Here is a 12,324-nt window from a genome sequence, read left to right as displayed (position 1 = left end):
TGGGAAGGTGNGTCGGTGAGATCTCCCTCACTGCGAATTTCCGAGAAGTGCCACTGTTCGAGCCGCTCTATCAGGGCCTTGTNCAGAGGAATTTCCGGCGAAAGGAGGATGTATTTCTCGTCAAGAAAGGCTTCCCTGGTAATATANATTCCCTCGGAAAGCTGAGAAGTGGCGATTGTGTTCATCGGTTCCTTACCATTGACCCTGCTCCGGCCGCATATTAGACTTTATTCCTGCTTTAGTATAACGGCAAATCGGATAAATTGTTTAGCCCCGAGAGCGGGCTGCGAAACGGATGGGCAGGGTGAGGCTGAAAACTGTTTTTTTTGTGTTCAATCTGGTGGTGGGTGTCACCTTTCTCTTGGTGTTCATCATGCCCCTCCTTTTTCTGGGGGCCGATGTGGCCCGTATGTTCTGGCAGGCCAACTGGTATATGGCCGTACTCTTTGTGGGGGCCCTGGGCTGCCTGAACGTCTATTTCATCTCGAACTGGCGATTCTTCGGGGCTCTGGAACAGGAGCAGTGGCAGGAGATCGTCACAATTCTGGGTGCCCGTCTTCGCCGGTGGCCCCTGNTTCGCCGCTCCTCGGTCAAGCTCTTTGTCAACGCCTGCGTGGTCTCGGCCCGACCCGAGGAAATCCGGAAGCTCGAAGAAGACCTGCGCACGAAATGCCCCTCCCTGGTGCGCCGGAACGTCCTGCGGTTTGGAGTTCCCTATCTTCTTTCCAGCGACGGTGAATCGGTGGTGCGGTATTTTCGGGAGTTTCGTCCCTCGCGGGAGCGGAAAAAGACCTTCCGTTCATCCGGTAAATTCTCTTCCCACGAAGGATGGATCGAGTGGTGCTACGCCTTCGGGNTGCTGATGACAGGAAGAACCGGCGAAGCGCACCTCGTCCTGGATAACCTGGTGAGGATGACCTCCCCGGGAATAGTCCAGGCGGTGGCGCTCTACCTCCTGAACGCCTACGAGGGCCCTCCCCCGCAGGATTGTTCCGCCGAGGCCCCTCCAGAAGAGGGGNGGGAAGCCCTCCCCTCGGCCTCGGAGCAGAAGGAAGATCTGCTGACGCATCTTCCCCGTGATGCATGGGAAAAACACCTCGCGGCAGCCCAGGGCGAGCTTCATGTGGTCATTCTGGGCACGCTTCTGCAGGATGTTGCCCTCTGGCTCTACGGCCCGGAGGGATCGGGCCAGTCCTCCGAAAAGGGGTGAGGATCGGGCAGGATTGTCCCCGGGCCATGAAATAACATACCCTCGGGGATGATAGCGCGGGAAGGCTCTCGGGATCGGTGTGGTCTCGGGCCAGTCCGGGCCGATTGAGACGCAAGGAAGGAGACCCTGTTGCACGCTTTTCACAAGTCCCAGAAGCTGGAAAACGTCTGTTACGACATCCGGGGTCCCGTGCTCGAGGAGGCGCAGCGCCTCGAGGAAGAGGGATTCCGCGTCACCAAACTGAATATCGGAAACCCCGCGCCCTTCGGGTTCGACGCTCCCGACGAGCTGGTTCACGATGTGATCCTGAACCTGAGAGCGGCCCAGGGCTACGTGGACAGCAANGGCATTTTTGCGGCCCGCAAGGCGGTGATGCAACATTATCAGGCCCGGGGTATGCTGGACGTCCAGGTCGAGGACATCTATATNGGTAACGGTGTGAGCGAACTCATCGTCATGACCATGCAGGCCCTCCTGAACGATGGCGACGAAGTTCTGATTCCTGCGCCGGATTACCCCCTCTGGACCGCCGCGGTGAATCTGGCGGGGGGAACTCCCGTGCATTACCGCTGCGACGAGCAGTCTGACTGGAACCCCGATCTGGCCGATCTGAGGTCGAAGATCACCGACCGCACGCGGGCTCTGGTGATCATCAACCCGAACAACCCCACCGGTGCGGTCTATCCCCGCGACGTGATCGAGGAACTCCACGATATCGCTGCCGAAAAGGGACTCCTGGTCCTGGCCGACGAGATCTACGACAAGATTCTCTACGACGACAACGAGCACGTCTCGATCGCNACCTACTGNCGGGATATCCCCTGCATCACCCTGAACGGTCTCTCCAAGGCCTATCGGGCGGCAGGGTTCCGGGCCGGCTGGATGGTGTTGAGCGGGAAACTGGCCATGATACGGGACTACCGCGAAGGCCTCGATATGCTCTCCAATATGAGACTCTGCAGCAACGCTCCTGCCCAGTTCGCCATTCAGGCAGCTCTTGGGGGGTATCAGAGCATCAACGACCTGATCCTGCCCGGCGGACGCCTTCGGGAACAACGCGACGTGGCCTGGCAGCTGATCAACGACATCCCCGGACTCACGGCGGTGAAACCCCGGGGTGCGCTCTATCTTTTCCCCAAGATCGATACCAAACGGTTCAACATCACCGACGACAGACAATTTGTCTACGATCTTCTGGTAGAGAAAAAGATTCTTCTCGTTCAGGGGAGCGGCTTCAACTGGCCCGAACCGGATCATTTCCGGATCGTCTTTCTTCCCGACCGGGAGGATCTGCGGCGCGCCATGCACGAGATCGGTGATTTTCTCGGTAGTTATCGCCAGCTCTAGGGGCCGTTCCACCAGCCTCGCCGCGGGCGGGGGGGAGAAGAGCTGACAGAAGACGAAGCGGGCTATCCTGGGGATGGAGCATCCTGGGGCGAGCGGTTGAATCCACCCTGCNCGGGGAGGTATACTCGCCCCAGTCATGAGTGAAGAACAGGTGAGAGTCCGCTACGCCCCGTCGCCGACGGGGATGCAGCATATCGGCGGTATCCGTACCGCCTTGTTTAATTATTTCTTTGCCCGGAGTCAGGGCGGGGCCTTCATCCTCCGGATCGAGGACACCGATCAGACCCGCTTCCACGAAGACGCGCTCCGGGATATCTACGAAACCTTCGCCTGGCTCGGCATCGAGCCCGACGAGAGTCCCGATCACGGAGGGGACTTCGGTCCCTACGTGCAGTCCGAACGGTTGCAGCGGTACCAGACATACGCCGGGGAGCTGGTCGCTTCGGGGCGGGCCTACCTGGACTACACCTCCGCCCAGCGGGGGGAGCAGGGAGCAGCCCCCTACGCCTGCGAGGGCAGGGATCTCTCTCCCGAAGAGATCCAGCGCTACAAGGATGCCGGAGTTCGCCCCGTCGTTCGGCTTCTCGTTCCCCGGGAGGGCACAACAGAGTTCGACGATCTGGTGCTGGGCCGGATCAAGCGGAAAAACAAGGACCTTCCCCCGGATCCGGTGCTCCTGAAATCAGACGGCTTTCCCACCTACCATCTGGCCAACGTGGTGGACGATCACCAGATGAAGATCACCCACGTTNTGCGGGCCCAGGAATGGGTGCCGTCCACGCCGATTCACCTGCTTATCTACGACGCCTTCGGGTGGGAGCCGCCGCGCTTTGCCCACCTGCCCATGGTAATGGGCAAGGACGGGTCCAAGCTCTCAAAGCGTCANGGGGCGACCAGCGTCATCGAGTTCCGACGGCAGGGGTATCTCCCCCAGGCGGTGATGAACTACGTGACCCTGCTGGGCTGGTCCTTCGACGATTCCCGGGAGTTCTTCTCCCGTCAGGAGCTGGAAGAGCTCTTCAAGATAGAGAAAATCAACAAGGCTCCCGCAGTTTTTGATTACCGGAAACTGGACTGGTTCAACGGACAGTACCTGCGGGAGCTCTCTCCGGAGCAGCTGACCGGGGAACTCCTCCCCTGGCTTCAGGCCGAGGGGTGGGCTGCGACCCCGGCCACAGAAGAAGACCGAACGCGTCTGCTGGCNCTGATCCCGCTCATTCAGGAGCGGCTGAAACTTCTCCAGGATGTAGTTCCTCTGACACGATTTCTTTACCAGGATGTCACCTCCTGGGATGCCCAGGCTCTGGTGCCAAAAAAAGCCTCGGTCCGGGAAGCCCTGGAGTGGCTGGACCAGGCCTGGGCCGTGGTGGAGTCCCAGGGCCTGGCCGATCAGGAGGAGCTGGACGAAGCCTTCCGGAGGGCCGCCGACGCTGCGGGAACCAAGGTTGGGAACCTCCTTATGCCCTTGCGGGTGGCGCTTACGGGAGGGACCGTCTCTCCTCCCCTGGTGGGGTCGCTCAAGGAACTGGGAATGGACCGGGCCAGGGAGCGCATTGCCGGGGCCCGGGCGGTGCTGGAGGCCGCAGTCTCGTAAGCTCCCGGGGCCTGGAACGGTCCCGGAGACGACCCCCGGCGCAGGCCGGCATCACAGGGGTGTTGTATCGATATTAAAGGTGATATAACTTCCCCGATACAAACTATGTAGCAGTGGCAGCCGCCGTCACGTTGCTTCGGAAGAATCACAAGAAGGAGTTTGAGCGCAATGAGTAACGAGCCGACCGTAGATCCCAAGAGGATGGAAAAAATTGTCAGTCTCTGCAAGCGGAGAGGGTTTATCTTTCCCTCCTCCGAGATCTATGGAGGTCTTGCCTCGGCCTGGGACTACGGGCCTCTGGGGGTCGAACTGAAGAACCGTCTCCAGCGTTTCTGGTGGCGTGAGATGACTCAGCTCCACGACAACATTGTGGGTCTCGATGCAGCGATTCTGATGCATCCCACGGTATGGAAAGCCAGCGGTCACGTGGACAGCTTTTCCGATACCATGGTGGAGGACACCGTCACAAACGAGCGCTACCGCTGGGATCACCTCACGGAGGAGCAGCGGGAGACCAAAACCAGCCCCAAGGGGAACCCCCTCTCGGAACCCCGGGAGTTCAACCTGATGTTCAAGACCCATCTGGGGCCGGCCTCGGATTCGGGCAGTACCGTCTATCTGCGTCCCGAAACGGCTCAGGGCATCTATGTGAACTTCAAGAACGTTGTCCAGACCTCGCGGGTAAAGATCCCCTTCGGCATCGCCCAGGTCGGAAAGGCCTTCCGGAACGAGATCGTCACCAAAAACTTTATCTTCCGCACGGTAGAGTTCGAGCAGATGGAGATGCAGTACTTCGTAAAACCCGGGGAGGACGACCAGTGGTTCGAGTTCTGGAAGGCCGAACGCCTCAAGTACTACGACAAGCTGGGAATTCGCCGGGACCATCTTCGCTTTGAGGAGCACGGTCCCGACGAGCTGGCTCATTACGCCAAGGCTGCCTTCGATATCCAGTACCTCTTTCCCTTTGGCTGGCAGGAGCTGGAGGGTATCCATAACCGGACCGATTTCGATCTTGCCCGGCACAGCGAGTTCTGTGGCAAGGAGATCAATTATCTGGACGAGGAGAGCCGGGAACGGTACATCCCCTATATCGTGGAGACCTCGGCCGGCCTTACCCGAAGTGTCCTTATGGTTCTTTCCGACGCCTACGAGGAAGAAGAGGTCGGCGAGAACGACGTTCGTACCGTCCTGCGGTTCCATCCCATGATCGCGCCCGTACAGGTGGGGGTGTTCCCCCTGGTGAAGAAGGACGGCCTGGCAGAGAAGGCCCGGGAGATCGAGCAGACGCTGCGGGAAGATTTTTCTACCTTCTACGATCAGTCCGGGGCGATTGGCCGCCGCTACCGCCGGCAGGACGAGATCGGAACTCCCTTCTGCGTGACCATCGACTACGAAACGATGGACCAGGGCACGGTGACCCTCCGGCACAGGGACTCCATGGAGCAGGAGCGGATTCCCCTGGGCGAACTGGCCCAGCGGTTGCGTGAGGCGATCAAAACCTACAGGAGAGCAGAGACGTGAACAAATCAGCAGCTCCCGTGAGGCCCGGCGCGCTGGCGCGACTCAAGGAGCGGGGGTTTTTTGCCCAATGCACCGACGAGGAGGCCCTGGGAGAACTTCTGGACCGGCAGCAGGTGACCTTTTACGTGGGGGTCGACCCCACGGGGAGCAGCCTCCACGCGGGCCATCTGGTGCCGCTCTACGCCATGGCCCACCTTCTGGAGTTTGGTCATCAGGCTATGGTGGTGGTGGGAGGGGGCACGGCTCGCATCGGGGACCCCTCGGGTAAAATCGAGATGCGCCGTCTCGTCGGGGTCGAGGAGGTGGCTGAGAACGCCCGCTCGATCGGATCCCAGATCGAACGGTTCCTGCGCCGGGGGGCTGCTTCGGCCTGCGCAGCAGGTTCCGGGGGGGCGTCTGCCCGGGGTGAGGCCGCCGACGGGGAATCCGTGCCCTTTGCTCTCGTGGATAACGCCGAGTGGCTGGCCAACCTGAATTATATTGAGTTCCTGCGCGAGATCGGGCGCCATTTTTCGGTGAACCGCATGCTGAGTTTCGAGACCTACAAGATGCGTCTTGAGACCGGGCTGAGCTTTATCGAGTTCAACTACCAGCTCCTTCAGAGTTACGATTTCCTGCGTCTCTTCCAGACCAGGAACTGCCAGCTCCAGATCGGGGGGGACGACCAGTGGGGCAACATCGTTGCCGGAGCTGACCTCATTCGGCGCGTGGAGGGGAGCGAGGCCCGTGCCTACGGTCTCACCTTCCCCCTGGTGACCCGGAGCGATGGCAAGAAAATGGGGAAAACCGAGAAGGGTGCGCTCTTTCTGGAGCCCTCCCTGATCTCGCCCTATGATTTTTTTCAGTACTGGCGCAACGTGGCCGACGACGATGTGCGAAAGTTTCTGCTTATGTACACCTTCTTGCCTCTGGATGTTGTGGACGATCTTACCCGTCAGGGTGGGGCTGCCCTGAACGCAGCAAAGGAGCGGCTCGCCCTGGAGGTGACTACTCTCGTCCACGGCGAGGCCGAGGCCCAGGCGGCTTATGCGGCGGCGCGGGCTCTCTTCCAGTCCGGCGGCGCGGGCGCGCCCGGGGGGCCGGGAGGCGTCGATCTTCCCGGAGAGGAGATGCCCCTGGGGGATCTCGCCGAAGGAATCGGCGTCCTGGAACTCTTTGTGCGGGCCGGCCTGGCCTCCTCCCGGGGAGAAGCCAGACGGCTGGTTCAGCAGGGGGGGGCGGTCATCAACGACACAAAGGTCGGGGACGTGGAAGCCCGGGTGGACGCCTCCTGGGNCCGGGAAAACGACCAGGGCGAGGAGGAACTCCTGCTCCGGGCGGGAAAGAAGCGTTACTTCCGGTTTCGCCTGGTTTCCTGATTCGGNCCCGCATCGGGGCGGTGNCCGGTCCTGCCACTGCGGCGGCCGGCATCGCCCGTCAGGCTCCAGACATGGTGAATGTTGGTGCCCTGAAAATCTTCCGGCATGGTCAGTTTTGTCAGGCTGCTGATCTCCACCCCCCGGTCCTGTAACTCCTGCCGTCTGAACTGAAATCTCCGTTTGTTCGTGGAAAAGATCAGCTCCCCTCCCGGATCCAGAAGGGCAAGGCAGTCCATGATGAGCGTCACGTGGTCCCGCTGGATATCCAGGGTTGTCTCCATGTTTTTCGAGTTGGAGAAGCTCGGAGGGTCCAGGATGATCAGATCGAACCGGCGGCCCTCATTCCGCAGATTTTCGATTTCCTGGATTACATCGGCCCGTCTGAACTCGTGGCCCGCCGTAAAAAGGCCGTTGAGGCGCAGGTTTTCCTTGGCCCAGTCCAGGTATGTTCTGGAAAGGTCCACCGTCACGGTTGACCGGGCTCCTCCGGCGATGGCGTAGGCGGTGAAACTCCCGGTATAGGCAAAAAGGTTCAGAACCCGCTTGTTGGCGCACCGTTTTGCTACGTGCATACGGAGTTCCCGGTGATCCAGGAAAAGCCCTGTGTNGAGGTAATCCGAGAGATTCACCCGAAAGAGCAGGCCCTGTTCNTCTACGGTGATGGTATAGTTCTGTCGGGCCACGGGCTCGTACTGGTTTTTTCCCCGCTGGCGCTCGCGCTGCTTGAAGAAGACCCGTTCCGGAGGAACCGTCAGGGTTCGCGCTGCCGTATCCACCATTTCCTCGAGCCAGGCCTGGTGTTCCCCGGGCGTTCTGTCGTGGGGCCGAAGGTATTCTGCGATGTGCAGATGACCGTCGTACCAGTCGATCTCCAGGGGAATCTCGGGAATGTCCCGGTGATAGACGCGGAAGGCCGTTGTCTGGACCCGTTTTGCGTATTTCCAGAGATGGCGGAACCGTTTCTTCAGACGGTTCGCCAGGAAGTCTTTCTGCTGTTGCTGTTTGTCTTGATCGGTCATGTGGTCCCGTTAGAGGATCCTCCCCGAGGAAGTGTTTGTGTGCTCCGGTGTTGTGCCAGGGGTCATCCCGGGGTCTCCTCGTCTGCGCCGCTTCGGGGCTGATCTACCTGCCCCTGCTGGAGTCGCAACTTGACCGAGAGAACGGCATAGCCACTGGAAAGATCCTCCTGCTGTACGATCACCGGGGAGGGAACCTTGATCTTGCAATTGGTGAAGTTCCAGATGGCCTTGATCCCGCACCGGACCAGTTCGTTCGTGACCTCCTGGGCGCACCCTGAGGGGACGGTCAATACCGCCACCTCGATGCGGTGTGCAGCTATGATGGCGGCCATCTCCTCTGCCGGAGCAATCGTGATGCCGTTGATGTCTGTGCCAATTACGGCAGGGTCTGTGTCGATGGCAGCGACTGTCTTGAGTCCGTGGCGGTTAAACTCGGAATATCCCAGGAGGGCAGATCCCAAATGGCCCGCCCCCAGTACGATCGCGTTATGCCCCCTGTTCCAGTCGAGAAAATCGTTGATCGCCTGGATGAGCTCCGGAACGGGGAATCCCATTCGGGGCTTGCCGATGATTCCCGTCACGGCCAGGTCTTTTCGTACCTGGATCGGTTCCAGCTCCAATTCCTCGGCGATGGTGGTTCCGGAAATGTAGGGCAACCCCTCGCGGGCGGCTGCTTCCACTACGTGAAGGTACCCGGGGAGTCGCTTGATGGTGGGCATACTTGCCAGTTTCATAGTCTTCATATAATCTCTTTGCAATCTTGTCTCTGGAGCAATGAGTATATCCCGTTTCGATAAAAAAATACAAACACCTCCCGAAAATCCTTGCCAAAATGATCATTCCGCTCCCGAGGAGGCCCCTCAGATCGGAACTGCCCGGGTGGAACGGGTCATTCATGGCGGGGACGGGCTTCTCCGGCTCGACGGGAAGGCCGGTTTTATTTCGGGCGTGCTCCCGGGGGAACTCGTTTCTTTTGCGGTTCTCCGGGATCGTTCCCGCCAGTTCGAGGGGGTGTTGCGGGAGGTCCTGGATCCCTCTCCCCACCGGTGTGAGCCCCGCTGTCCGCTGGCAGGCCGGTGTGGCGGGTGCGACTGGCAATATTGCCACAGTGAATATCAGCTGGAGCTGAAAAAGGGAATTGTCGCTGAAAATCTCCGCCGGATCGGCAAAATTCTTCTTGAGAGGGAGAGTATACAGATTCTGGCCGGTGAGCCCTGGGGCTATCGCGAGCGGGTCCAGATTCACACGGACCACCGGGGGCGTCCCGGATTCAAGGCCCGTCGGTCCGAAGAGATCGTGCTCCTCTCGANCTGCCCTGTCGTGACCGAAGAGATCAATCGCTTTCTGGAAGACGCCGCCAGCGGCAAAATTCTGCTGCCTCCGGGGAAGCGTCTTGTGCTGGTTTTGGCGGATGGGGAAAGCCCGGATTCCAGAGCTGTTATCGTAGCTCCGGGGCCGCAGACGGCGCAACGCAGTCTGGATGGCCTTCCTCTCTCCTTCGATCCGTCCAGTTTCTTTCAGGCGAACGGCCCCCTGCTGGAGCGCCTGGGCCGGGAACTTCGCAGCCGAATCGCCCGGGACGCCCCCCGGGTGCTGGTGGATCTCTACGGGGGGGCGGGAGTTCTGGGTGCCCTGGCCGTCTCGGGGAGCAGTGCTTTTTCCGGAGATCTCCTCTGTGTCGAGGAGGACCGGAGAAACGCCCGGTTCATCGGGGAGAACCTGCTACGGGCAGGATTGAAGGAAGCGCGGATACGGGTTGTTTCGCGCTCTGCCGAGAAGGCCCTTGCGGTGGATCCCGTCCTGAAAAATCTCGACCCCCCTTCTTCCGCGGTGATCCTGGATCCCCCCCGATCGGGGCTCTCGGCAACGCTGCGACGATGGCTGAAGAAAGGTCCTGCCGCCCGTCTCTTCTACGTGAGTTGCAACAGCGCGACTCTCGCGAGGGATCTGGGTGAGATCCTCGGGGCCTACCTGATCCAGGACGTGACGATCCTTGATTTCTTTCCTCAGACGGCCCACGTGGAGGTCCTGGTGGAGTTGCGGCTCAAAGGGTGATCCCCTGGCGCTCCAGCAAAGCTGAAGCGCCGGGAGGCTCGGGATCCGGGGCCCCGGGACAAAGAAAACGCTCTGATGGTGGTATACTATATCTTCCATGGGATCTTCTTTTCGCAGGACCGGGCCGGCTCTTCTTCTCGGATTTATGGCTCTTTTTTCCGGTATTCTCCAGGGAAATCCAGGAGCTCTTCAGGGGCAGGAACGACTTCGCTGGAACGAGCATCTGGAGTTCTCCTGGGAGATCATAGCCCCGGGCGCGATTTCTCTCGATCCCCACTCGCTCTGGCACATTTCCCCTGCAGGGTCCTTCGGGCCTGCAGGGTCTTTCGGAGAGGGGCGCCGCATCCAGGCTCTGGCTATATCCACGGAAGACCGGTACCTGAGACTCTTTGACCGTTCCGGGGAGGTGGTGGGCGATCTTCGGCTCGGTTTTCGTTCGGGGCGTTTCATCTTTCAGGACCAGGGATCCCAGGATCGGGGAGGAGCGATCACCGCCGTCGATTCGCAGGGGCGTCTGGTGCGAGGTTCCTTCGAACGGGGTCTGGTCTGGCCCGTGGCTTCCCTGGGGGAGGCGCCCNGCTTCGTATGGCCCGATCCGGCGGGGAATTTCCTTATCTTCCGGAAATCCGGCGGGGTTCTCCACAAGAGCTCCTCNGGGAAAATTCTCTGGGAACGATCCGTGCCAGCCCCGCTCCTGGACGCGCAGGCTCTGNGGAACTTTCTCTTTGCTGCTCTGGAAAACGGNCAGATTCTTCGTTTCGATCAGTCCGGTCGGGGTGAAGTGGTCTTCTCCTTCCCCTTTGCACCCGAAGCCTTTGCGGCCACCNTGTCTCGTCGCCGTGTTGTAATGGCTGCTGTTGCCTCCGACGGCTCGGTGCACCTGGCGAGGAGTGGTGTCTCCGATCAGAGCGAGATCCGCCGGGAGTGGCAGCGCTCTGCCCTGGGGAGGTCCCCGGGGAGTGTAGAACTGAAGGGGTTCGATGGGGCCGGACGCCTGTGGTTTCTGGAGGGTGATACTCTCCAGGTGGTGGATCACGACGGCGCCCATTACGGCTCGGTAACGGTTCACCCCCTCGATAGAGAGCTGGTAGTTCTCGATTCCCACCGGAGTCGCGTCTTTCTGGTTGACCGGAATCGACGGCTTCTGGCGCTCTCTTCCCGGGGAGTGGTGGAATCGGCCTTTCAGCTCGCGGCTTCTCCCGAGAGAATGATCCTTGTGCCCTCTCTGGGTGAGTTGGTCCTGATATACCGGGATTGGCGGATACAGGTTTTTCGCGTGGCTCCCGGAGTTGCTGGTGGGGGGGGGCTGCCCGGTCCTTCTTTCTGGAGGAGCGGAGAGGCCCTGGGCGCACCGGGAGGTGCCCTGGGACAACTCGCCGGAACAACCTTCTCTGAAGGAGGACGGGTCGAGCGGGAACGGNTTCTCAGGCTATGCCAGGATCTCCTCGATGAGGGGCGGCTCTCCGGGCAGGTGACGGTTTTTCGGGATATCGGAATCAGCGCGCTGGAAGAGGTGCGCCGGGGGAAGGATTTCCCCGGAATACGTCTGCGCGCCGTGGCCCTGCTCGAAGAGCTCCTCGACGCACCCAGCAGACGGGCCTTGAGAAATGCCGTGGACGATCCCGACGCGGGAGTTGCTTCCAGGGCTCTCTCTGCCCTGGCGAGGTACGGCGCTGATCTTTCGGGTGTCCTGGAGGAGGGGTATCGCCGGTTTGTTGAGTCCGGACCACGCGAACGGGCTCTGCTCGCTCCCGGGCTCGCCGACCTGACGAGGGTTCTGGGTGATCGCCGGGAAGGGGCTGCACCTTCTCCCCGGGTAGCAATGCTTCTTCGCAGAGTCCTTCTTGCCCTGGGAGAATTCCAGGAGGAAGCTTCCGGCAACCAGAGGTAGGGGGCAACAGCAGACCCTTTGCGGGAGAGCATCGAGACATCACAGGCCGGACACAGAAAAGCCGAAAGGTGAGAAATTTTCACAAAGAGTGTGAAAAGGAGTTGACGCGGAGTGATGAGAGCTGATAGATTCACGCTCGCACGGCAGTGATGCGGTGCACTGACTGAGAGCGACCGGGAGGGTGTCAGGAGCTGTGATATCCGGGGTGAGAGCCTTGGGATGTTGCGGAATATTTGACAGTCCTTGAGCCTGAGGGCTATACTGGTTGAGGCTACTTCACCGGACACGGAGAGCATCTAACGGGGAGGATTTTTGTTACGGGCGTATAG

8 protein-coding genes are annotated in these 12,324 nt (G+C 60.4%); 6 read left to right on the top strand and 2 right to left on the bottom strand.

Going from position 1 to position 12,324, the window contains the following annotated elements; genetic code table 11:
* The first annotated feature begins 295 nt into the window (after positions 1-295).
* The 5 genes from B071_RS20655 (at position 296) to tyrS (ending at position 7,030) form a co-directional block, all read left to right on the top strand.
* Positions 296-1,210 carry a hypothetical protein gene (locus tag B071_RS20655; RefSeq protein WP_026245209.1) on the top strand — a complete coding sequence of 305 codons (915 nt, stop codon included), beginning with the start codon at positions 296-298 and terminating at the stop codon, positions 1,208-1,210.
* Between the two features lie 189 nt (positions 1,211-1,399).
* Positions 1,400-2,557, top strand: a complete 1,158-nt coding sequence (locus B071_RS0112170) for a pyridoxal phosphate-dependent aminotransferase (RefSeq protein ID WP_438829703.1) — start codon at positions 1,400-1,402, stop codon at positions 2,555-2,557.
* Between the two features lie 136 nt (positions 2,558-2,693).
* The gene (gltX, locus tag B071_RS0112165; RefSeq protein ID WP_040588440.1) at positions 2,694-4,151 is read left to right on the top strand and encodes a glutamate--tRNA ligase; all 1,458 of its coding nucleotides are present in this window, start codon (positions 2,694-2,696) and stop codon (positions 4,149-4,151) included.
* A 168-nt stretch (positions 4,152-4,319) separates the two neighbouring features.
* The gene (locus B071_RS0112160) at positions 4,320-5,672 is read left to right on the top strand and encodes a glycine--tRNA ligase (protein ID WP_018527347.1); all 1,353 of its coding nucleotides are present in this window, start codon (positions 4,320-4,322) and stop codon (positions 5,670-5,672) included.
* Positions 5,669-7,030, top strand: a complete 1,362-nt coding sequence (gene tyrS / locus B071_RS0112155; RefSeq protein WP_018527346.1) for a tyrosine--tRNA ligase — start codon at positions 5,669-5,671, stop codon at positions 7,028-7,030. The genes B071_RS0112160 and tyrS overlap by 4 nt, the downstream gene beginning before the upstream one ends.
* Here the strand turns inward: tyrS and B071_RS17495 are convergent.
* Entirely contained in the window at positions 7,003-8,049 is a 1,047-nt protein-coding gene (locus B071_RS17495; protein WP_018527345.1) for a class I SAM-dependent methyltransferase, read from the bottom strand. The genes tyrS and B071_RS17495 overlap by 28 nt on opposite strands.
* A 62-nt stretch (positions 8,050-8,111) precedes the next feature.
* Complete coding sequence (locus B071_RS17490; RefSeq protein WP_051075310.1) at positions 8,112-8,792, bottom strand: redox-sensing transcriptional repressor Rex; 681 nt, start codon at positions 8,790-8,792, stop codon at positions 8,112-8,114.
* Positions 8,793-8,823: 31 nt separating this feature from the next.
* Here B071_RS17490 and B071_RS0112140 point away from each other — a divergent pair, with 31 nt between their 5' ends.
* The gene (locus B071_RS0112140) at positions 8,824-10,104 is read left to right on the top strand and encodes a class I SAM-dependent RNA methyltransferase (protein WP_018527343.1); all 1,281 of its coding nucleotides are present in this window, start codon (positions 8,824-8,826) and stop codon (positions 10,102-10,104) included.
* Positions 10,105-12,324: the final 2,220 nt, after the last annotated feature.

Source organism: Alkalispirochaeta alkalica DSM 8900 (assembly GCF_000373545.1).
Taxonomy (GTDB): Bacteria; Spirochaetota; Spirochaetia; order DSM-27196; family Alkalispirochaetaceae; genus Alkalispirochaeta; species Alkalispirochaeta alkalica.
The sequence above is the reverse complement of the archived record's forward strand: the minus strand, read 5'-3'. Positions and strand labels throughout refer to the sequence as shown.